Origin of the sequence: Tamlana carrageenivorans, from assembly GCF_002893765.1 — a bacterium.
GTDB lineage: Bacteria > Bacteroidota > Bacteroidia > Flavobacteriales > Flavobacteriaceae > Pseudotamlana > Pseudotamlana carrageenivorans.
In genome coordinates this window covers 1,385,081-1,406,953 of the sequence record NZ_CP025938.1, presented here as the reverse complement: position 1 = coordinate 1,406,953, position 21,873 = coordinate 1,385,081, and the positions used below count along the sequence as shown (strand labels likewise).

Here is a 21,873-nt window from a genome sequence, read left to right as displayed (position 1 = left end):
GAGTATCGAACTTTTTGAATTGATTATATAACCTTATCTATCTTTTAGCCTTGTACCTTAGAAAATCTTGAACACTAAGTTATTTATATTAACTTGTCTCGTTTTTTGAAAAGACTGTCTATGGTTTATACTTTTTCATTTTTATGCTTGATCGCTGTAATCATTTTTGCTTTTCGTTTGTTAAAAACAAAAAAGCCTGACTCTTTTCCTGAGGGATGGAAACAGCTTTTAGTAGAGCATGTTACCTTTTATAAGGATTTAACACCCAAACAGAGAAGGGACTTTGAAAATCGTATCATGATTTTTCTAAATGAAGTGCATATTGAGGCGGTTGCGTTTGACTTAGAGGATTTAGATCGAGTATTAGTTGCGGCAAGTGCTGTTATTCCTGTATTCGGATTTCCAGAATGGCATTATACCAATTTGAGCGGTGTTATATTATATCCGGATAATTTTAATGCCGATTATGAATTTGGACATAAAAACGAGCATCGAAATATTATGGGCATGGTTGGTACTGGCCGTTTAGAAAAGCAAATGATACTTTCTAGGAAGGCTTTACATCACGGGTTTTCTAATGCGACCGATAAAAGCAATACTGCCATTCATGAATTTGTACATCTCATAGATAAAATGGATGGCGCTACCGATGGTGTTCCAGAGTATATTATGAAACACAGTTACAGTATTCCGTGGCTAAATCTTATTCATAAAGAAATGGAAGCCATACATAAAAACAAATCGGATATAAGAAGTTATGGAGGAACCAATCAAGCGGAATTTTTTGCTGTAGCTTCCGAGTATTTCTTTGAAAATCCTAAGCTCATGCAAAGGAAGCATCCTGAATTATACCGTATGCTTCAAATGAGTTTTCATACTAAAAAATGAAACTAGGTCCTTTCAGTTAGCTTTAAGTTTTTTCTTTAGATAATTCTTATTTATTCACCTCAAGATATACCTCATCAGAAGCCATTAAGGTCTTATCATGCTCAAAAAATATAGTTTGACCTTTTAAATCGGCTTCCACCAAATAGAAATGTCCTTTATAATAAGAGCGCTTTATAGTGGCCTTTAGATTGGAACGATTTACCACTTGCAATTGATGGGCATAGATTAAATCACCTTCAATAGTATTAAATTCTCCGAAAAAAGACGCGATTAAGGGGGTTTTAGGGCTTTTAAAAAGTTTTTCAGGGGTATTGTGCTCTAAGATTTTATGATCGCTTAAAACGATCATTTGATCGGCAAAACCTAATACATCCTCTTTATCATGAGTGGCTACGATACAGCTGATGTTTTTTTTCTTCAGATATTGAAACACATTCCGTCTTAAACTTTGCTTTTTGAAATTATCAATATGGCTAAAAGGTTCATCTAAAAGCATGATTTCAGGTTGTTTTGCTAAAGCCCGCGCTATGGCTACCCGCTGTTTTTGTCCGCCACTTAAAAGTTTTACTTTGGTTTTTGCGAAAGCTGTAAGTTCTACCACTTCAAGAAGTTCGGCAGTGCGTTCTTTTTTTTCTTCAGGAAAGAAATTAGATAGGAATTTCCCAATATTTTCGGCTACCGAGGTATAGGGCATCAAATCGAATTCTTGTGCCACATATTTCATGAAATCGTAGCCAACTACCAAGTTGTATTTGGGCCCTAGAATTTCGTCTTCCTTCCAAAAAATATGTCCGCCATCCAAATCATATTCACCATACAAAAGTTTTAAAAGGGTGCTTTTTCCGCAACCGCTTTCTCCAATAATGGCTAAGTTTTCACCCGGTTTCACCTGAAATGAAATATTGGCTAAAACAGGTTTTTTATGATAAGAAAAAGTAAGTTGATTAACGCGTAGCATATAGAAGAAGTCCTAATAATTAAGACGATAAAAATCGTTTGAGGTTTTAAAATTATACAAGGATGGTTAAAATAAATGAGCCAAATCCTCTAATTTAGAATTTGGCTCAAAGGTATTATTTATATAAACATGTTTATATTTTATTCGGTAAGCTTTTAAATTTCATATTGTATAAGGTAAAGCCAAAAATATCGGCATATTGCTCAATAGATTTACTAATAGGTGTTCCAGCGCCATGGCCCGCATCGGTTTCAATACGAATTAAAACGGGATGTTTTCCAACTTGTTTGGCTTGTAAAGCAGCAGCAAATTTAAAACTATGTGCAGGAACCACGCGGTCGTCATGATCGCCAGTTGTGATTAGGGTCGCAGGATATTCAAAGCCTTTTTTCACGTTGTGAACAGGTGAATATTTTTTAAGGTATTCGCACATCTCTTTACTGTCTTCTGCTGTACCATAATCATAGGCCCAACCGGCACCAGCCGTAAAGGTATGGTATCGTAACATATCTAAAACACCAACCGCAGGTAAGGCAACTTGCATAAGATCTGGTCGTTGTGTTAAGGTGGCTCCAACAAGTAAACCTCCATTTGATCCACCTCTTACTGCTAAGAACTTTGAAGACGTGTAGTTGTTTTTAATCAAGTATTCGCCAGCAGCTATAAAATCGTCAAATACATTTTGTTTTTGCATTTTTGTTCCAGCATCGTGCCATGCTTTTCCGTATTCGCCTCCACCACGTAGGTTAGGTACGGCATAGATACCACCTTGCTCCATCCATACAACATTAGGAACGCTAAAGGTTGGAGTTAAACTAATGTTGAAACCACCATAGGCATAAAGCATGGTTGGGTTTTTACCGTTTAATTCTAGGCCTTTTTTATAGGTAATCATCATGGGGATTTTAGTGCCATCTTTTGAGGTGTAAAATACTTGGTGACTTTCGTAATCGGCACTATTAAAATCGATAGCAGGTTTCCAGTATAATGCTGTTTCGCCAGTTTCAAGATCTAAGGCGTAGATGCTTAATGGTGTGTTGTAGTTTGTAAATCATTAGTGTCCGATAAAAGATTTAAAAAGCGGGATTTCCAAGATAGGATTTCCCGCTTATTTTGTATCTTGAAGTTATCACACATCCAAGATATGAATAAAAGTAAAAACTTTAGCGGACAACCCATAATCAAACAGGTATTAAATTTCATTTTGCCCAAAGATGTTCATCGGACAGCCAAAAAGCACAACAGCGATCGCTATACCAAAAAGTTTACCACCTATGAGCATTTGGCCACTATGGTATTTACCGTGATCAGTGGCTGTAGCTCACTTCGTGAGGTTTCCAGTATTATGCTTGCCTGCGAGGGAAAGATCAACCATCTAGGACTCACGGACTTTCCAAAACGCAGTACCTTGTCAGATGCTAACAGGAGAAGAAGCTCTGAAGTATTTGCCGATATTTATCATTTACTCTACAAACGTTACCATCGCTTTTTATCGGACAGCAGACCCTTAGAACCTGCAGTGAAGAACCTTAAAATCGTTGATTCCTCGACCATCCCCCTATTTAGTGACATTCTTAAAGGTGTAGGAAGGAACCCGCTCAACGGCAAAAAGAAAGGAGGTATCAAGATGCATACTATGATAAACGCCATGGAAGACGTTCCTTGTCTGATTAAGTTTTCAAGCGCGGCCACGCACGACCACACCTTTTTAAAAGACCTGGAACTCAAGAAGGGCTCTTATGTGGTTTTTGACAAAGGGTATGTGGATTATGAGCAATACCAAAAATGGACACTGGAAGATGTTTACTTTGTGACTCGGCAAAAGGACAATGCTCGCTATACAAGCCTTGAAGAGTTTGATATCTCCAATAAAGTGGACGATGCTGTCTTAAAGGACGAAAAAATAGGGCTTACGGACAAAAACGGCAATGCTTTTTCCCTGAGGAGAATCGCTTTTTGGCACGAAAAGCACCAAAAAGTTTATGAGTTCATCACTAATAATTATGATCTTGATGCAGACAAAATAGCCGACATCTATAAAAATAGGTGGCAGATTGAGACGATGTTCAAGCGGCTTAAACAGAACTTTCCGCTAAAGTATTTTTTGGGAGACAATCAAAATGCCATCGAAATACAAATCTGGGTCAGTTTGATAATCCAGCTCATTATGCTTGTGATCCAAAGAAAAGCCCAAAGAAACTGGGCTTATTCCAATATGATGTCCGTCATACGATACCATTTGATGACATATATCGATTTGTTCAAATTCCTGAAAAACCCAGAAGCTAATTGGGAAGAGATTACAACCAAAAACATTGGGCAATTAAGCCTTTTTGACCCATAAGGAGGTTCTGTTTTCAAAATAAAGAGTGCGATCAATAAAAAAGGCCAACACCAAAGCTTTTTTAGCTAATTCTGTTTTTTATCGGACAACAATAATAAAAAAATATTTAATTTGTTATACAATTATTTCATACCGCCACAAAAAAATAGTTACGTCTAACTAGCTCACTGCGTCCAGCGCTTTTGTTTTGGTATGGCTAAAGTAAACGCGTTCACTGCACAAACCTTGCAGTGAAGTATTTTTCTTTAAAAAATAGCTGCCGCCAAAAACCTCAATGGCTTCGTTATTACTTAATGCGGTTACCGATATACTTACTTGCAACTCAAAATCGTCGCAATAAAAATAGGTTTTGCGCTTACGGTTGTAGCATATTGGTGCTGTTAAATCCTTTAATTGCTCGATGAGTTTATATACTGTACGCTCGCTAATGCGCATGTTATGCGCTAATTCCTTAGGTGTTCCGGTGTTTTCCTGACTTATACGTTGATGCAATTGCTGCAACCGCTCTAAGTTTTTTAGGTTTTTCATTTTTATTGGTTAGTTTATTCTGGTTTGTTTTGTTTTAGGAATTACTATGCGTTCATGTAAAAGCAATTTAAAGCTTCGTCATGGTTACTTGATTTGTATCAGCAAAGGACTTCGCGCTTGGGTTTAACCAATTATCTACCTTGTCGTACAACAAGTCAAATAGGCTGCGTTTAGCTAATTTAAATTGAGCACTTAGTGTCATTCCTTTTTTTAGTTTGCCAACAAAACCATTTTTAAGTTGCAACTCTTTATTATGTAGCTGACACAAGACTTTAAACATAGAGGTGTTGTTTATTATTTCTACATCCTTCCCTATATCGGTAACACGGCCTGTGGCTAAGCCCCATTGGTTGTAATTAAAAGCATCTAATTGAAAATGAACTTCGTTATCCATTTTTAACAAGCCTATATCTTGAGGCGATATATAACACTCTACTAATAAGTTGGTGTTTGGTGAAATGTCCACAAAGGTTTGTCCGGCATTTAAATAGCTGCCCACCTCCATAGCAGCGGTATTAATTAAAACTCCAGTAATTGGTGCGGTTATCACAAATTGCGACTTGTTTTTTTCAAGCTGTGCGCTAGTACTTTTTAATTCTAGTAGCTTGTTTTGGAATTCTGTTAAACTAGATTGCCAGGTACTAAACTGTTGTTGGTTTAATTGATTGAAATTGCTTAAAGCCAAATCGTACTCAAAATTAGTATCTTCAAATTCCACCCTTGCAATAACACCTTTATCAAATAGCTTGGCACTGCGCTCTTTATCGATTTTAAGTTTATTAAGTCGGGTACGTAACTCTAATTTTTTCTGTTTGTATAACAGATACTCTTTTTTATATTTCCCTGATTGAAGTTCTGTTAACTTAACATTTTTGGTATTCAACAAATACGATAAATCTTCAACAAACGCACTCAGATCAACAATTTGCTGCTGCGCTAAATTGTATTTTTCAAGGATGATAGCATTGTCCATAACCAAAAGGGTATCCCCTTTAGTGACCTCTGTGTTATTTTTTAAATTTACATGTGTAATTTTACCCGAATTTGGGACTTGTAAAGTAAAACGCTCTTTATCTGGCCTTACAATGCCCCTTGCACTGGTGTAAATAGAAACCTTTAACACTGGCAATAAACAAATAACCACAAGTAAGGTTATTAAAATAACACTATAAATAATCTGACTTTTTTTGCCATGCATAAACTGATGGACTTCGGTAGTGCTACTTAAAATTTCTTTAGGAAATAGGTCTTTCATAATAAACTGTTTTGCAACAATTAATCATCAAATAATCCCGAAAAAGTAAAAAAAATGAGAGAGTAAATAATAGCAAATGCAATTATCTTCGCTTCAAATGAAAAAAAAAGAAACAAGCAGGTGAAGTTTTTTCCTACTTTTATAAAAGAAAAATAGTAAATGAAAAAATAGTATTAAACCATTTAATTATTTTCATTAAAACAACCTTTCAACAAGAAAATCTTCAACTTGAAGTAAAACAAAAAAATCGCCTAAAGCAAAAAGCTCCAGACGATTCCGTATTTTAAAAGCTATCTAAGCTTATTATTTCGCTGCTGCGTAACGTTTTTCAACTTCGTTCCAGTTTAGTACATTAAAAAATGCAGAAATGTAACCCCGATAGCGCGGACTTGTACCTTAAATCCGTAGGTACAGAGTAAAAAACAACCGCAAACTATTTGTTTACAAAGGTTTGCGGTTTTGTGTGTTTTCACCTAAATTGGTGTTGCTACAAAAAACACATTATGAAAATAATAAAATCTCAACGTATTAACCCTTTTGGGGGATTAAATTTTGTTATCAATGAGTTTGAACAGCTTGGTTTAGGCACATTGCTTGAAAACAATTTACCTCATATTGTTCAGCAAGCTTCTTATAGTTGGAAAGACTTATTATATTCCTTTTGGTCTATCTATTTTTGTGGAGGAGATTGTATTGAAGATATCTCGTTGAACTTAAAAGAACATCTAAGAGACAATCCTTTTTTTAAAGTACCAAGTCCTGATAGGATTCTTGATAGGTTCAAAGAATTATCACAGACAAAAGACCTTTTTACATTACCCAGAGGTACTAGTTTACATCAATTTGGCTTGAACTTTACTTTAAAGGAGTTGAATTTAAGGTTATTGAAAAAGTTGAACTTAACTACCACGAATGATCATATTTTAGATTATGACAATACGATTCTATACACCAATAAAAAAGACAGCATAAGAACTTACAAAAAGGGCTCTGGATACTGCCCAGGAGTGGGGATAATTAAGAATAATATTGTTTATGTTGAAAATCGAAATGGAAATAGTGCAGCCAAAGATTTACAGTTAGAAACATTAACTAGAATGTTTTATGAACTCGAAAATCAAGGAATACAAATTGATGCTTTTAGAGCCGATGCAGCTTCTTATCAAGTTAATGTGGTTGATTTTATTTCTACAAAAGTTAATCGATTCTTTATTAGAGCATGTATGAGCGATGCATTGGCTAAAAGGATATCTGAAATAACTAACTGGTCTGAAGAAGGGGTCGGCTCCGAAACAATTTTCAGAGGAGAAATAAAATTCACTCCCTTTATAAGATCATTAAAACGAAAAAAACAACTCCATAAAACTAAGGAATACAGGCTTGTTGTAAGTAAAATAGAGCGTAATGACAAACAGGTAAATTTATTTACTAAAGATGCTTATTTGTATTCAGCGATATTGACCAACGACTTTTCGATGTCCATCAATGAAGTTGTTGATTTTTACAATCAACGTGGAGCGATTGAAAAAGAATTTGATATTCTCAAGAATGACTTTGGATGGAACAACTTGCCGTTTTCAAAATTAGAGCAAAATACAGTTTTTCTGTTATTTACTGCTATGTGCAGGAATTTGTATCAGTATATTATAGAACGGTTTTCCAAACGGTTTAAGGGTTTAAAGGCAAACTATAGAATTAAAAAATTTATCTTTAGATTTATATCCATTCCTGCCAAATGGATAAAAACGGCTAGGCAATATAAGTTAAGGATATATGGAATTATTCACTTTAAAACTTAACCAAAAAAAGTGTCAAGCTCCAACAGTTTAGTGTGAAAAAAATTAAACCCCAACAAAGTTGGGGCTGTCCTATATACAGTAGCTTCCTTGTGTAAGCAAGCAGTTCAAACACAAACACAAGAACCTTAAAAACTTCAAACATTTAACACCTGAAAAAATGAGAAATACTACTAAAAATCATTACAGCTAAGCAAAATACTACAACCTACGGATTTAAGGTTGTAGTCCGTGCAACACGAATAACTAAATAGGACTGCTCATTATACCCTAAGTATAAATAGCTAAACCTTTATGTTGTTTACAGTATTATAATGCATTTAACCCGTTGTGCATTTTAAATAATGTTAATTTTAATATTATTAATGTTTCTCCCAAAAATAAACTTATTGATATACTGAATAGTTGTTAAAGCAGTTATCTTAGCTACGATTCTTGTTTTAAAACCTTCAAAAGTTTTAGCATAATTGCGTCTTATCATAAATTGGTCACAAAGTTGTGAAAATAATGTTTCTATCCTTTTCCTCTTTTTTCTAAATACATAAGGCTGTACTTTGTAATTTTTTTGATTGCTTCTCATAGGTGTATTTAGCGTTATATTACAGGTTTCAAACAAGTTAAGCTGTATTTCTGTTGATAAATAGCCTTTATCACCAATTAATGTACAATCGCTTATTTGCATCTTAATATCTTTAAGATAATTAATATCGTGTACAGATGCTGGACTCAAATCGATACTTTGAAAGACACCATTTACAGAACAAACAGCGTGCAGTTTATAACCGTAATAATTAGAACTTTGAGCTGCACAATAACCTTTATCTGGAAATGCATAAGTGTTTTCTTTACAAATCTTTGAACGAGAACTGCGTGATAATTTACAAACTTCTAAAGGCATACTATCTACTACAAAATAATCTTCAAATTCATTAAAATGGGAAGCTAAGCTTAACCTGATACTGTTGAGCTTATTAACTAGTTTTCGTCTTTGATAACTTAAAAGTTGTTCTTTCGATATTTTTCTTAATACTTCCAATATTCTTTCGTAATTTGCACTCAAGTTGTTCATTATTAATGATTTGTAGTTAAATCAATTTACTGATTTTCAGTAAGATGAACAACTTTTTTCTTTTAAATCATAATGCACAACGGGTAGTATTAATTAAATTTAACTATTATTGTATGATCTCTTAAAGTGGCACGGTTTGACCGAAATACGTGGCATGGTCACTCCGAAATAGCCAAATGCTAATGTGCATATTAAAAGAGTTAAAAAGGCCTTGCCTAAGCACGGAAAAATAGGAGTTTTGTGTATTACCGATAAACAGTTTGGTAATATGGAGCTGTTTCACGGTAAAAAGCCTACCGATTTACCGGGTGTTACCCAGCAATTAGAATTATTTTAAAATTACCTTTTTAAAGGTGCTTCAAGCGGAGTCGTGATGTTATGCGTGTAATTAGATACAATTATATTGTTCTCGACTCCGTTCGAACACCCCAGTTTAGAATTTTAAAACTTAAATTTATTTTTTAATACCTATATTATTGGGCTACTTTTTTTCATTCTAAAAAACAATCCCCAAACCTTTATTTGACTAAAGTTTTGGGGATTGACCTTGTGATTGCTCACGTAAAAATACAATTTGAAATCAATTCACAACCCGCTTAGAGTTACGGACGGAGCAGAGCAACTTGTGATTGCTCACGTAAAAATACAATTTGAAATCAATTCACAACTATTTGTGGTGCATAGCTTCAATCGATAAGCTTGTGATTGCTCACGTAAAAATACAATTTGAAATCAATTCACAACACTATTAATTTCGTTGAAAACGGAGTTTCTCTTGTGATTGCTCACGTAAAAATACAATTTGAAATCAATTCACAACTAGTAGCATTGGACTTACAACTCTGTGTGCCTTGTGATTGCTCACGTAAAAATACAATTTGAAATCAATTCACAACTGTTTACGTGATGTATCATAAAATGACAAACTTGTGATTGCTCACGTAAAAATACAATTTGAAATCAATTCACAACTTTTATTCATAAATTGAAAACACAACTGATCTTGTGATTGCTCACGTAAAAATACAATTTGAAATCAATTCACAACTAACCTTGGTCAAAATAAAACTGCACCTTACTTGTGATTGCTCACGTAAAAATACAATTTGAAATCAATTCACAACCTAACTGCTGATACCCTGCTGTTGTGGGGTCTTGTGATTGCTCACGTAAAAATACAATTTGAAATCAATTCACAACTGCTTAATCTCATCCCATTCTGGAGAGTTCCTTGTGATTGCTCACGTAAAAATACAATTTGAAATCAATTCACAACTTCAGCCCCTCTGTGTTTAAGCTAATTGCACTTGTGATTGCTCACGTAAAAATACAATTTGAAATCAATTCACAACAACACATCCTTACTCAATTCAAATATTCGGCTTGTGATTGCTCACGTAAAAATACAATTTGAAATCAATTCACAACAACTAATTGATAATGCAAACCTCTAATAGTCTTGTGATTGCTCACGTAAAAATACAATTTGAAATCAATTCACAACTGTCATATCTGTTATTTTTAAAATTATCAACTTGTGATTGCTCACGTAAAAATACAATTTGAAATCAATTCACAACTGAAGCTCTAAGCATGTATAATTTACTTATCTTGTGATTGCTCACGTAAAAATACAATTTGAAATCAATTCACAACTATAAAGCCAAACTTTTAAAAGCATCGAAACTTGTGATTGCTCACGTAAAAATACAATTTGAAATCAATTCACAACATCCAATTTGAAGGGATTAAAACCTACCAACTTGTGATTGCTCACGTAAAAATACAATTTGAAATCAATTCACAACTAGCAGGTGTGACAACATGGGTTTTAGATGCTTGTGATTGCTCACGTAAAAATACAATTTGAAATCAATTCACAACTGCTTTTTTTAAGTTTTTTCCAATTTGGATCTTGTGATTGCTCACGTAAAAATACAATTTGAAATCAATTCACAACACACCATTTTTCGTCGTCTTTAAAATTTACCTTGTGATTGCTCACGTAAAAATACAATTTGAAATCAATTCACAACTCAGGCAGCGCAACTATAATTAGAAACATGCTTGTGATTGCTCACGTAAAAATACAATTTGAAATCAATTCACAACGTATATAAAGGAATTTTAAAAATTGGAATTCTTGTGATTGCTCACGTAAAAATACAATTTGAAATCAATTCACAACAGTATTTGGATCACTTACCTGCTCTTCTGCCTTGTGATTGCTCACGTAAAAATACAATTTGAAATCAATTCACAACAAAGTTACATCAGTAGCAGAATAGAATCTACTTGTGATTGCTCACGTAAAAATACAATTTGAAATCAATTCACAACTGGAACTACCTTCAGGACTTTTAGATGTCCCTTGTGATTGCTCACGTAAAAATACAATTTGAAATCAATTCACAACTCTATAAAAAAAATGAAACGAAATCAATTACTTGTGATTGCTCACGTAAAAATACAATTTGAAATCAATTCACAACTGAAGTTCTAACCTTTCAGCCTCTTTTTCTCTTGTGATTGCTCACGTAAAAATACAATTTGAAATCAATTCACAACTTAAAATCTCCTTTTGTTTTTACCTCGAAACTTGTGATTGCTCACGTAAAAATACAATTTGAAATCAATTCACAACCAGGTTCAACAACTAAATCGGTTACTACATCCTTGTGATTGCTCACGTAAAAATACAATTTGAAATCAATTCACAACAACATCGTATTTTGATTTGGATTGATTTAACTTGTGATTGCTCACGTAAAAATACAATTTGAAATCAATTCACAACGATGCAGAAGAAAATAAATGGTTTGTAAACTTGTGATTGCTCACGTAAAAATACAATTTGAAATCAATTCACAACAAGCCGAGGTAAGTGCAGCGGTTAGAGTTGCTTGTGATTGCTCACGTAAAAATACAATTTGAAATCAATTCACAACATATAATGATGAATGTTATAAAACCCGTTGTGCATTTTAAATAATGCTAATTTTAATATTATTAATGTTTCTCCCAAAAATAAACTTATTGATATACTGAATAGTTGTTAAAGCAGTTATCTTAGCTACGATTCTTGTTTTAAAACCAATCCTGTCCTAAACATTTTTGATCTAATCAAAAGTCAACGATTTTACTGGTAATTAGCCATGTTTTTTATCTTTTTCAAAAAAGAACCCCTTGTGTATAATTTTGTTTGGGGGGAGGCTGCTCGTTAAAAGGGCTATCAATCCATTTTTGCAAATCCACTTTGACAAAAAGGTTAAGTCTTATAAAAGCTACTAAATTGGACAAGTACCAATTATATTTTGCATTTGCTTTTAAGGCTTTTAGGATGAGTATAGTAATAAGAGCCGTCCATATTTGTATCATTACGGCATTTTCAGAAGTTCCTATAAACGATTTAATATGTAGCTGTTGTTTGATGTCTCTAAAGAATATCTCAATATCCCATCTAGCTTTGTAGAGTTGGCTAATTGTGTTTGCTGTCTAAGACATTTGGTTGGTAATAAGTTCTATTTCCTGGTTATTTTTATCGTCCCATACAGCTATTCTACGTAGCTTCTTTGGGTATTTTGTTTTTGATTTAGCCCCTGTTAGCTCAATGATTTCATCTTTTAAAACATGATGATGTCTATTTTCTGGCAATTCTTTTTCTTTAATACTCTTAAATTGGATGTTTTCTTTGTGCCTAATTACAAAAAACACTTGGTTGCTGTCCCAAACGTTAAGTAACGAAAAATCATTATAAAATCGATCTGCGACAATAACCGAACGGCTAATCAAAGGAATATCGTAAGCTCCTTTATTATCTGCTGTTTTACCATCGCTAATATTTACATAGTGCGGTAAATTACCATCATAATCAAGCAAGGTGTGCATTTTTACAGCTCCTTTGTGGGTTTTGTATTTTGCCCAATCAAAGAGACTTAAACATAGACTTATCGTTGTAGAATCTAATAGAAATATCTTGGATTTAATTTTGAATTTAACACGTTTTAAGTGAGGGTGCTGTCCAAAACTTTTTAAAAGAACATAGTAGTAATCTCGATAAAGCGTCCAGTCTCGATGTTTGTTTTGATAGCTTATCGTTGATTTAGAAGGTGCTTTCTGTATGCCTAAATGATTAAGGTTTCCTGTGGCAGAGCGAAGTCCATTACTTATATCTCGGACGGATTGACTTTTTGCAAATTGACAAAACAACATGGAGACTAAATGTGTCCAACTATTAAATCCTTTTTGATGTTTATCTGTTCCCTTGGCTTTTACAAGTTTAGAAAAACTAGAACGGTCTAATTTGGAGATTATCTGAGAGAACAATGTTATATTTGTCATGGAGAAAGGTTGTTTTTTGTTGTGCAACTCAAAAATAATATTTTGAGATACAAAATCCCTTTCTCTTTTTAAGCGTTTTGGACGCTATTGGTTTGAAACCAATAATTTGTTTTAAAAATTATAACTTTTGTAGAATTTAAATACCTATAACCCGTTGTGCATTTTAAATAATGCTAATTTTAATATTATTAATGTTTCTCCCAAAAATAAACTTATTGATATACTGAATAGTTGTTAAAGCAGTTATCTTAGCTACGATTCTTGTTTTAAAACCTTCAAAAGTTTTAGCATAATTGCGTCTTATCATAAATTGGTCACAAAGTTGTGAAAATAATGTTTCTATCCTTTTCCTCTTTTTTCTAAATACATAAGGCTGTACTTTGTAATTTTTTTGATTGCTTCTCATAGGTGTATTTAGCGTTATATTACAGGTTTCAAACAAGTTAAGCTGTATTTCTGTTGATAAATAGCCTTTATCACCAATTAATGTACAATCGCTTATTTGCATCTTAATATCTTTAAGATAATTAATATTGTGTACAGATGCTGGACTCAAATCGATACTTTGAAAGACACCATTTACAGAACAAACAGCGTGCAGTTTATAGCCGTAATAATTAGAACTTTGAGCTGCACAATAACCTTTATCTGGAAATGCATAAGTGTTTTCTTTACAAATCTTTGAACGAGAACTGCGTGATAATTTACAAACTTCTAAAGGCATACTATCTACTACAAAATAATCTTCAAATTCATTAAAATGGGAAGCTAAGCTTAACCTGATACTGTTGAGCGTATTAACTAGTTTTCGTCTTCTTCTATTGTAGACACTTCTCTCTATTTTTGATAATAGGGAATCTGGAAGTTTTCTAAAAAGGTCATTTTCACTATCTATTCCCATAAATTCGGCAGTAAGACTCAAACTGATAAGTTCTAAATCACTAAGCTTTGGTTGTCGTCTTTGATAACTTAAAAGTTGTTCTTTCGATATTTTTCTTAATACTTCCAATATTCTTTCGTAATTTGCACTCAAGTTGTTCATTATTAATGATTTGTAGTTAAATCAATTTACTGATTTTCAGTAAGATGAACAACTTTTTTCTTTTAAATCATAATGCACAACGGGTTACCTATAATAATAAACTAATTAATTCACTTTTAAAAATGAAAAATTTCCTTTTAGCCTCCCTTTTACTTGTTGTGAGTTTTGTTCAAGCTCAGACTAATGATGATTTTAAAAATGAAGCCATTGAGTTTATAAAGCTTACAGGTGCAACTTCGGCGTTTGATGCTGCCATAGAGCAATTAGGTGCTACGGTACCTGCTGAAAAAAAAGAGGCCTATACTAAGGAGGCAGAAGGCACTTTAAAAACACTATACGATCAGATGGCCGATTTGTATATGAGTGAATTTACCCAAAAAGAAATAAAAGATTTAATTGCCTTTTATCAGACACCATTAGGTAAAAAATTGTCGTCAAAGCAATTGCAAATGACTCAAAAAGCCATGATGCTTGGGCAAAATTGGGCTATGGGGGTGCGTGATGTTGCAAATAAATACCAATAACATGCTAAAACTTTTTTTGAGTTTAGAGTGGAAGTCTTTTTTAAGATCAGCAAGTTTTGGTAAAAGCTTAGGCTTGAAAATTGTAATGGGCTTTTTTGCATTGTATTTTATGGTCATGTTTTTGGGTCTTGGTATTTCAGCTTTTTTTATTTTAAAGGATACCTTTCCCAACCAAGAGCCGTTATTTGTTGTAAATAGCTATTTGTTTTACTGGTTTTTAGGCGATTTAGTTATGCGTTTCTTTTTTCAGAAACTCCCGGTAATGTCGGTAAAACCCTTGCTAACCCTGCCTATTAAACGTCATAAAATCGTTAATTATGTGTTGTGGAAGTCGGCGGTAGCATTTTTTAACTTTTTACCTTTATTTGCTGTAATTCCTTTTGGACTGACTTTAATTTCTAATGGTTATCTAACGGGTAACGTCATCATCTGGATGTTAGCTTTGCTACTACTCACTTTAATAGTTAACTTTTTAAATTTTATTATTGAGAGTCTTAGTGCTCAAAATGAACTGTCGGCATTGCCCATAGTTGCCATTTGTTCGGTGTTATTTGGCTTAGATTATTTTCAAATTATATCCTTTTCAAATCTATTCGGAAAAGCATTTTATGCCATTTATGAAAATCCTATTTTTATAATAGTTCCTATTTTGGTTTTAGGAGTCTTATATCGTATAAATTTTAAGATGCTTCGCCAAAAAATATTTTTAGATAGTGGGTTGAAAAACAAGGTTGAAGAGGTAAAAGCATCCAATTTAGAATGGACTAATTATTTTGGTGATATTGCGCCATTTATGCAACTGGATTTAAAATTAATCTGGCGTAATAAACGCACAAAATCTTCCGTTTGGATGTTGCTTCTTGGGCTGTTTTATGGTTTGTTTTTTTATACGAATGAAAGGTATATAAATGCACCTTGGATGTACATCTTTATAGGAGTTTTTTCTACAGGGAGTTTTTTAATCAATTTCGGACAATTTATTCCGGCTTGGGATAGCACGTATTACAAGCTTTTAATGAGTCAGAATATTAAATATGAAAAGTATTTAAAATCCAAATTTACCTTAATGGCACTTAGTGTGATTATCCTTTTCGTTATAGGAATTCCTTATGTGTATTTTGGTTGGAAAATTCTATTGGCCCATTTTGCTTCAGCCATTTACAATGTTGGGGTGAATACCCATGTGATGCTTTATGGTGGTTCATATAATCGAAAAAAGATAGATCTTAATCAAAAGGCTGCGTTCAACTATCAGGGTACAGGTGCTGTGCAATGGTTAATAGGTATTCCATTACTTGTGGTGCCTATGGTTATTTTCGCCATACTTTATTATTTTTTAAATTTTGAATATGCTTGTGCTATAATTGCTGGTTTGGGGATTATTGGTGTTGTTTTACACGACAAGTTATTGGGTATAATAACCTCTAAATATTTAAAATCAAAATACGAAACGATTCATGCTTTCGAGCAAGATAACTAATTAAAAATATGATTACGACTTCTAATTTAACTAAAAAATATGGAGGTACTCAGGTTTTAAACATGGGGTCTCTAGAAATTCCTAAAGGACAAAGTTTTGGCTTAGTAGGAAATAACGGCGCTGGTAAAACCACATATTTTAGTTTGTTACTCGATTTAATTAAGCCTTCAACAGGGTTTATAAATTCTAATGCTGTTCAGGTTAATACGAGTGAAGACTGGAAGCCTTTTACGGCATCCTTTATAGATGAAAGTTTTTTAATCGGGTATTTAACTCCCGAAGAATACTTTTATTTTGTAGGGGAATTACGGGGACAAAATAAAGCCGATGTAAATAAAGTTTTGCTTCAGTTTCAAGATTTTTTTCATGATGAAATATTAGGAAAAAGAAAATATTTACGCGATTTAAGTAAAGGCAATCAAAAGAAAGTGGGTATTGTAGCGGCTTTAATAGGAAGTCCTGAAGTGGTTATATTAGATGAACCTTTTGCTAATTTAGATCCAACAACCCAAATTCGTTTAAAATCTATAATCAAAGATATCGCCGAAACACAAGGGGTTACCGTGCTTATTTCAAGTCATGACTTATTGCATATTACCGATGTTTGTGAGCGTATTGTTGTTCTAGAAAAAGGTGAAATCGTTAAGGATTTAGAAACCAATACAGAGACTTTAAAAGAATTGGAAGCGCATTTTGCAAATTAGTTTCCTTTTTAAAAGTGATTACATTATTTAGGTTAATTCAAAAAGATGCTTATTTTTACCCCTATATATAATAATTACAAGCCTTTGTAGTTATTATTAAGACTAAAAAAACCAGCGTTGAAAACATTTTTTAAAGTCTTAGTAACCTGTGTATTTTGTACCTTATTCGCCTTAAGTTGCTCCAGGAAAAAAGACAAATTTATTAGTAGAAATTATCATGCCGTTACAGCCGAGTACAATGTGCTTTTTAACGGTTATAATGCTTTAGAGGCCGGGAAATCTACTTTAAATGATTCTTATTTTGATAATTATTGGGAACTGCTCCCCGTAGAGCGGATGCAGATCTCTGAGGATATTTTACTTCCTGGTCAATCTCGAAACGAAAATTTTACCATCGCTGAAGATAAAGCAGCAAAAGCCATTCAAAAGCATAGCATGCATATTGATGGTAAAGAAAAAAATCCGCAAATGGATGAGGCTTATCTGTTATTAGGTAAGGCACGATATTTCGATCAGCGTTTTATTCCAGCTCTAGAAGCTTTCAATTACATTCTTTATAAATACGCGGCAAGCGATAAAATTAATCAGGCGAAAATTTGGCGCGAAAAAACCAATATGCGTCTCGATAATAATGAATTGGCTATTAAAAATTTAAAACGCTTATTGCGATACGCCGATTTAGAAGGTCAAGATTTAGCCGATGCCAGCTCAACTTTAGCTCAGGCATACATTAATACTCAAGTGATAGATACCGCGATAACAAAATTAGGTGTTGCGGCGCAAGCTACTAAAAGTCATGATGAGCGCGGTCGTTATCTTTTTATTCAAGGGCAGTTGTATAATGAATTGGGGAAAAAGGATAGTGCTAATATGGCTTTCGATAAAGTTGTTGCCCTTAATCGTAAAACGCCAAGAGTATATTGGGTAGTAGCACACCTTGAGAAAATTAATAATTTCGATTTTGAAAATGGCGACAAACTAGCCATGAGCGAAATGCTTAACGAGCTTGAGGAAAACAGAGAGAATCGTCCGTATTTGGATAAGATCTATCATCAAATTGCAGTGTATCATTTAAGAAATGGCTCCGAGTCCATAGCTACTCGTTATTTCAATAAATCTTTGCGAACCAATACCAAGGACACCTATTTAAAGGCTAAAAATTATGAAATTCTTGGTGATATGAATTTTGATAATTCTGTTTATGCTAAAGCGGGGCAGTATTACGATAGTACGATGATGAATATGACCGATAATTCCAAACCTTTTCGCGTCATGAAAAGGAAGCGGGATAATCTAAAAGATGTCATATTATATGAAGGTATTGCAAAGGTTGATGATAGCATCATAGGCTTGGTAAACATGCCAGATGCCGATAGGCAAGCGTATTTTTCTGAATATGTTGCCGAGTTAAAACGTAAAGATGAAGCGCTTAAGGCTCAAGAGGAAGCGGCAAAGCGCAATAGCGGTCTCGTTACTGTAAATAATCAAATTGGAGGTGTGCGCACCGGAACACCTGGACAAGCGGCCTTATTTTATTTCTATAACCCTACAACAGTGGCTTACGGAAAAAATGAGTTTGTTAAAATATGGGGTGATCGCGCTGTAGAAGATAATTGGCGTTTGTCTAGCAAAGGCATTTCAACTGGTTCGGCGACAGTAGAACCAGTGGTTGTTGCGGAAACGGCTTCAGATGACGAACGTTTTGATCCGGAGTTCTATATTTCCAAAATTCCTTCAGATGAAAAGGTTATTGATAGCATTTCTAAAGAGCGTAATTATGCCTATTATCAGTTGGGATTAATTTATAAGGAGAAGTTTAAAGAATACGAGTTGTCTAAAGATAAATTTCAGGATTTATTAGAAAGCGAGCCAGAAGAGCGCTTAGTGTTGCCTTCAAAATACCATTTATATAAAATTTATGAGTTGCTGGGCGAAACCGATGAGGCCGAAATCGCAAAAAAAGAGATCATTTCAAAATATCCAGATTCTCGGTATGCTCATATTTTAGAACATCCGGAGTTGGTAACTGATGCCGATGAAAATAGTCCGCAGTATATTTATGAGAAATTATACGAACAGTATGAAAATCAGGAATTTCAAACGGTAATTTCAAAATGCGAAGAATATATCAATCGTTTTGATGGCGAGACTATAGTGGCAAAATTTGAATTATTAAAAGCATCGGCTTCAGGACGATTAAATGGGTTTGAAGCTTATAGCGAGGGAGTCAATCGCGTAGCTGTAGAATATGCCAATACAGATGAAGGTAAGCAAGCTAAGCATATCGTTTCAAAAGTTTTACCACGCCTTGCTTCAAAGGAGTTTGCTGCCGATGTAGAGGGCGTTTCCGAGCATTATAAGGTTGTTTTTAGTTTTACAAATGAGAGTGACGAAGCCATTTCAAAATTCAAAACCACTTTGGATGAGGTGTTGAAAAACATCAGTAATTATTATGTGTTAAAATCTTCTATAGATGTTTACAATGCAAATACATTATTTGTGGTGGTTCACGGTTTAAAAACCAAACAACTTGCAGAAACATTTCATCAAATCCTACTTAGTAAAGACAAGAGTAAAATAAATGTCCCCTATTTTGTAGCATCGTCTACAAACTATCAAATTATTCAAATTCATAAAAATTTGGATGATTATTTGAATCTTTATAATAAATAACTTAACCAGATTATGTTCTCAGATAATAAAAAAGAAAAAAGCATGGCAGAAGGCGGATCAAGTCAGAATTTAATAGCACAAGGCACAAAAATAGTTGGTGATTTAACCAGTGAGGGTGATTTTAGAATCGATGGTACCATTGAAGGTAATATAAAAACTACAGGAAAAGTAGTTGTTGGTAAATCAGGGTTAATAAGTGGTACTTTAGATGGTACCGATGCTTATTTTGAAGGCAGTTTCTCTGGGAAATTAACCTTGTCCGGTACCCTTACTTTAAAGTCATCGGCACGTATTGAAGGCGAAGTGGTGTCAGGTAAATTAGCTGTCGAGCCAGGCGCTACATTTAATGTAACATGTTCTATGAAAGGAACTGGAATAGCATCTCAACATGGACAACAAAAATCAAAAACCGAAAAAACAACTAAATAAATACGTTAGGTTTACTTCCATAGCGCTACAAATGGGGTTAACCATTTATTTAGGTAGCTTGTTAGGTGGTTGGGTCGATTCTAAATTAGGAAACACCAATCAATTGTATTATAAAATTATAACATTGCTAGCTGTATTTCTAGCAATGTTTTCTGTTATTAGGCAGGTTCTTAATATCACAAACAACGATAAGAATGATTAAAAGAATTCTCGTTTTTACATTATGCATATTGCTGCTTTTTGCTATATCATTAAGTGTGCATAGTTATTTTATTTCCCAGCCTATAGCTTTCCAGCTTTGGCAAGTATATCTCTATCATGCCGTAGCGGCTTTAATCGTTTATGTGAGTATAGAAGGGGTGTCGCGTACTTTGCCCAATCAGGCGGGTTATGCTTATCTGGCTTTAATGCTTTTTAAAATTGGAATTTTTGTGTTTGTTTTTAAGGATTCGGTATTCGAAAATGAGGCGTTAACACGTACTGAACGCGTGGCCTTAGTAGTGCCATTATTTCTTTTTTTAACGGCCGAAGCCATTGGTGTGGCAAAATTGTTAAATAATCAAAAATAAACGCCTAACAGTTTAAAGTTGGTAATTCTAGATATCCATAAGTACTAAATATAAAAAACTGCTTGCCTTTTTAAATAATTATGTACATTTGCCAAAAATTTTAGAAAGCGTAATTTTTCATTAGTTTATAAAAATATGATGCTAGTAAAACAAACTACCAAGTTTATTGCAATTTTAGTTTTATTGATGACTTCAGTTTCGAGCTTTGCTAATACACAAGAGCATGGCGATGAGCATCAGGGGGATAAAGTGGATACTCCAGAGGAGATTAAAGAATATATTGCGCATCACTTAAAAGATTCACACGACTTTCATTTGTATACCAACCATGAAACCGGTAAACACGTTGGGTTTCCGTTACCAGTAATAGTTTGGACAAGCGAAGGATTAAAAACATTCATGTCTTCAGAATTTCATCACGATGATAACGGTCAAGTTATCGTAGAAAAAGGTGGTGTTAAACTAACAAAAATTCACAGTAAAATATACGAGTTGGAAGCTGGGGCAGAAGCCGTAGTTTTTGATGATCACCATCATGCTGAAAATGCACATAAGGTTTTAGATTTTTCTATTACTAAAAGTGTCTTCGGGATGTTGTTAACAGGGGTGTTGATGCTTTTAATGTTTGTGTCTCTTGCTAGAACTTACAAAAAAGGTCCTATCCCAACAGGTGTATCTAGAGCTTTAGAACCTTTAGTTATTTATGTGCGTGACGAAATTGCACGTCCGAATATTGGTGAGAAGAAATACAAAAAGTTTATGTCATTTTTGTTAACCGTGTTCTTTTTCATCTGGATATTAAATTTATTAGGCTTAACACCATTTGGATTTAATGTAACAGGTCAAATTGCCGTAACAGCATGTTTAGCGATTTTTACCTTAGTGATATACTTGTTTAGTGGTAGTAAGGATTTTTGGGCACACACCTTATGGATGCCAGGAGTACCAGTAATATTACGCCCGATATTAGCGGTAATAGAGCTTGTTGGTTTTATATTGATTAAACCTTTCTCGCTTCTAGTGCGTTTATTTGCCAACATTACGGCAGGACACTTCGTAGTTATGAGCTTAATTGCTTTAATGATTACCATGAAGCAAGCCTTTGGCCCTGTAGCTTCTACAGGAATGTCGTTGGTATTATCATTATTTATTATGGTCATTGAAATTTTAGTGGCCTTTTTACAAGCGTTTATTTTTACGATGTTATCATCGTTATTTATAGGTATGGCTGTTGAAGAACATGACCATCATTAATAAGAATTTGTTTAATTAA

16 protein-coding genes, 4 pseudogenes and 1 CRISPR repeat array are annotated in these 21,873 nt (G+C 33.8%); of the genes and pseudogenes, 12 read left to right on the top strand and 8 right to left on the bottom strand.

Annotated elements, in window-relative coordinates; all coding sequences use genetic code 11:
* Positions 1–120: 120 nt before the first annotated feature.
* Positions 121–888 carry a M90 family metallopeptidase gene (locus C1A40_RS06300; RefSeq protein WP_102995155.1) on the top strand — a complete coding sequence of 256 codons (768 nt, stop codon included), beginning with the start codon at positions 121–123 and terminating at the stop codon, positions 886–888.
* Positions 889–934: 46 nt separating this feature from the next.
* Here C1A40_RS06300 and C1A40_RS06295 read toward each other — a convergent pair whose 3' ends face one another.
* Complete coding sequence (locus tag C1A40_RS06295; RefSeq protein WP_102995154.1) at positions 935–1,846, bottom strand: ABC transporter ATP-binding protein; 912 nt, start codon at positions 1,844–1,846, stop codon at positions 935–937.
* A 133-nt stretch (positions 1,847–1,979) separates the two neighbouring features.
* Positions 1,980–2,897 (bottom strand): annotated as a pseudogene (locus tag C1A40_RS06290) (prolyl oligopeptidase family serine peptidase); the annotation flags it as partial.
* Positions 2,898–2,990: 93 nt separating this feature from the next.
* Between C1A40_RS06290 and C1A40_RS06285 the strand changes: the two are divergent.
* Positions 2,991–4,190 (top strand): IS4 family transposase, encoded by a 1,200-nt coding sequence (locus tag C1A40_RS06285; RefSeq protein WP_102994338.1) that lies wholly within the window; start codon positions 2,991–2,993, stop codon positions 4,188–4,190.
* A gap of 159 nt (positions 4,191–4,349) precedes the next feature.
* Here the strand turns inward: C1A40_RS06285 and C1A40_RS06280 are convergent, their stop codons facing one another.
* On the bottom strand, positions 4,350–4,718 hold the full coding sequence (locus C1A40_RS06280) for an HTH domain-containing protein (protein WP_102995153.1): 369 nt from the start codon (positions 4,716–4,718) through the stop codon (positions 4,350–4,352).
* Between the two features lie 67 nt (positions 4,719–4,785).
* The gene (locus tag C1A40_RS06275) at positions 4,786–5,973 is read right to left on the bottom strand and encodes an HlyD family secretion protein (RefSeq protein ID WP_102995152.1); all 1,188 of its coding nucleotides are present in this window, start codon (positions 5,971–5,973) and stop codon (positions 4,786–4,788) included.
* A gap of 503 nt (positions 5,974–6,476) precedes the next feature.
* Between C1A40_RS06275 and C1A40_RS06270 the strand changes: the two genes are divergently transcribed.
* Positions 6,477–7,772, top strand: coding sequence for an IS1380 family transposase (locus C1A40_RS06270; protein WP_102995151.1), 1,296 nt, complete (start codon positions 6,477–6,479; stop codon positions 7,770–7,772).
* 334 nt (positions 7,773–8,106) lie between these two features.
* Here the strand turns inward: C1A40_RS06270 and C1A40_RS06265 are convergent, their stop codons facing one another.
* Positions 8,107–8,838 carry an IS982 family transposase gene (locus tag C1A40_RS06265; RefSeq protein ID WP_102995150.1) on the bottom strand — a complete coding sequence of 244 codons (732 nt, stop codon included), beginning with the start codon at positions 8,836–8,838 and terminating at the stop codon, positions 8,107–8,109.
* 175 nt (positions 8,839–9,013) lie between these two features.
* Here C1A40_RS06265 and cas2 point away from each other — a divergent pair.
* Positions 9,014–9,175: pseudogene (cas2, locus tag C1A40_RS06260) on the top strand (CRISPR-associated endonuclease Cas2); the annotation flags it as partial.
* A gap of 209 nt (positions 9,176–9,384) precedes the next feature.
* Positions 9,385–11,786: direct repeats of the CRISPR family, unit length 46 nt; unit sequence CTTGTGATTGCTCACGTAAAAATACAATTTGAAATCAATTCACAAC.
* A gap of 36 nt (positions 11,787–11,822) precedes the next feature.
* Here the strand turns inward: cas2 and C1A40_RS06255 are convergent.
* The 3 genes and pseudogenes from C1A40_RS06255 to C1A40_RS06245 form a co-directional block, all read right to left on the bottom strand.
* Positions 11,823–11,933, bottom strand: a pseudogene (locus C1A40_RS06255) (IS982 family transposase); the annotation flags it as partial.
* A gap of 76 nt (positions 11,934–12,009) precedes the next feature.
* Positions 12,010–13,179 (bottom strand): annotated as a pseudogene (locus C1A40_RS06250) (IS4 family transposase).
* Positions 13,180–13,342: 163 nt separating this feature from the next.
* Complete coding sequence (locus C1A40_RS06245) at positions 13,343–14,221, bottom strand: IS982 family transposase (protein WP_102995149.1); 879 nt, start codon at positions 14,219–14,221, stop codon at positions 13,343–13,345.
* Positions 14,222–14,343: 122 nt separating this feature from the next.
* On the opposite strand from C1A40_RS06245, the gene C1A40_RS06240 reads away from it, so the two are divergent.
* The 8 genes from C1A40_RS06240 (at position 14,344) to atpB (ending at position 21,854) form a co-directional block, all read left to right on the top strand.
* The gene (locus C1A40_RS06240; protein ID WP_158651302.1) at positions 14,344–14,745 is read left to right on the top strand and encodes a DUF2059 domain-containing protein; all 402 of its coding nucleotides are present in this window, start codon (positions 14,344–14,346) and stop codon (positions 14,743–14,745) included.
* A 1-nt stretch (position 14,746) separates the two neighbouring features.
* The gene (locus C1A40_RS06235) at positions 14,747–16,225 is read left to right on the top strand and encodes a DUF5687 family protein (RefSeq protein WP_102997154.1); all 1,479 of its coding nucleotides are present in this window, start codon (positions 14,747–14,749) and stop codon (positions 16,223–16,225) included.
* Between the two features lie 8 nt (positions 16,226–16,233).
* Positions 16,234–16,929: an ABC transporter ATP-binding protein gene (locus C1A40_RS06230; protein WP_102995147.1), complete on the top strand. Its 696-nt coding sequence runs from the start codon at positions 16,234–16,236 to the stop codon at positions 16,927–16,929.
* A 117-nt stretch (positions 16,930–17,046) separates the two neighbouring features.
* A complete protein-coding gene (gene porW / locus C1A40_RS06225; protein ID WP_102995146.1) occupies positions 17,047–19,602 on the top strand; it encodes a type IX secretion system periplasmic lipoprotein PorW/SprE in 2,556 nt (851 codons plus the stop codon).
* A gap of 12 nt (positions 19,603–19,614) precedes the next feature.
* Positions 19,615–20,031, top strand: coding sequence for a bactofilin family protein (locus tag C1A40_RS06220; protein ID WP_102995145.1), 417 nt, complete (start codon positions 19,615–19,617; stop codon positions 20,029–20,031).
* Complete coding sequence (locus C1A40_RS06215; RefSeq protein WP_102995144.1) at positions 19,991–20,233, top strand: AtpZ/AtpI family protein; 243 nt, start codon at positions 19,991–19,993, stop codon at positions 20,231–20,233. Before C1A40_RS06220 ends, C1A40_RS06215 begins: the two co-directional genes overlap by 41 nt.
* The gene (locus tag C1A40_RS06210) at positions 20,226–20,600 is read left to right on the top strand and encodes a DUF6168 family protein (RefSeq protein WP_102995143.1); all 375 of its coding nucleotides are present in this window, start codon (positions 20,226–20,228) and stop codon (positions 20,598–20,600) included. The genes C1A40_RS06215 and C1A40_RS06210 overlap by 8 nt, the downstream gene beginning before the upstream one ends.
* A 135-nt stretch (positions 20,601–20,735) precedes the next feature.
* Positions 20,736–21,854 (top strand): F0F1 ATP synthase subunit A, encoded by a 1,119-nt coding sequence (gene atpB / locus C1A40_RS06205; protein ID WP_102995142.1) that lies wholly within the window; start codon positions 20,736–20,738, stop codon positions 21,852–21,854.
* Positions 21,855–21,873: the final 19 nt, after the last annotated feature.

Excerpts from the sequence above, each read along its gene's own strand:
- C1A40_RS06300 (WP_102995155.1), top strand. The coding sequence starts at position 121 with ATGGTTTATACTTTTTCATTTTTATGCTTGATCGCTGTAATCATTTTT.
- C1A40_RS06295 (WP_102995154.1), bottom strand. The coding sequence starts at position 1,846 with ATGCTACGCGTTAATCAACTTACTTTTTCTTATCATAAAAAACCTGTT.
- C1A40_RS06285 (WP_102994338.1), top strand. The coding sequence starts at position 2,991 with ATGAATAAAAGTAAAAACTTTAGCGGACAACCCATAATCAAACAGGTA.
- C1A40_RS06280 (WP_102995153.1), bottom strand. The coding sequence starts at position 4,718 with ATGAAAAACCTAAAAAACTTAGAGCGGTTGCAGCAATTGCATCAACGT.
- C1A40_RS06275 (WP_102995152.1), bottom strand. The coding sequence starts at position 5,973 with ATGAAAGACCTATTTCCTAAAGAAATTTTAAGTAGCACTACCGAAGTC.
- C1A40_RS06270 (WP_102995151.1), top strand. The coding sequence starts at position 6,477 with ATGAAAATAATAAAATCTCAACGTATTAACCCTTTTGGGGGATTAAAT.
- C1A40_RS06265 (WP_102995150.1), bottom strand. The coding sequence starts at position 8,838 with ATGAACAACTTGAGTGCAAATTACGAAAGAATATTGGAAGTATTAAGA.
- C1A40_RS06245 (WP_102995149.1), bottom strand. The coding sequence starts at position 14,221 with ATGAACAACTTGAGTGCAAATTACGAAAGAATATTGGAAGTATTAAGA.
- C1A40_RS06240 (WP_158651302.1), top strand. The coding sequence starts at position 14,344 with ATGAAAAATTTCCTTTTAGCCTCCCTTTTACTTGTTGTGAGTTTTGTT.
- C1A40_RS06235 (WP_102997154.1), top strand. The coding sequence starts at position 14,747 with ATGCTAAAACTTTTTTTGAGTTTAGAGTGGAAGTCTTTTTTAAGATCA.
- C1A40_RS06230 (WP_102995147.1), top strand. The coding sequence starts at position 16,234 with ATGATTACGACTTCTAATTTAACTAAAAAATATGGAGGTACTCAGGTT.
- C1A40_RS06220 (WP_102995145.1), top strand. The coding sequence starts at position 19,615 with ATGTTCTCAGATAATAAAAAAGAAAAAAGCATGGCAGAAGGCGGATCA.
- C1A40_RS06215 (WP_102995144.1), top strand. The coding sequence starts at position 19,991 with ATGGACAACAAAAATCAAAAACCGAAAAAACAACTAAATAAATACGTT.
- C1A40_RS06210 (WP_102995143.1), top strand. The coding sequence starts at position 20,226 with ATGATTAAAAGAATTCTCGTTTTTACATTATGCATATTGCTGCTTTTT.
- atpB (WP_102995142.1), top strand. The coding sequence starts at position 20,736 with ATGATGCTAGTAAAACAAACTACCAAGTTTATTGCAATTTTAGTTTTA.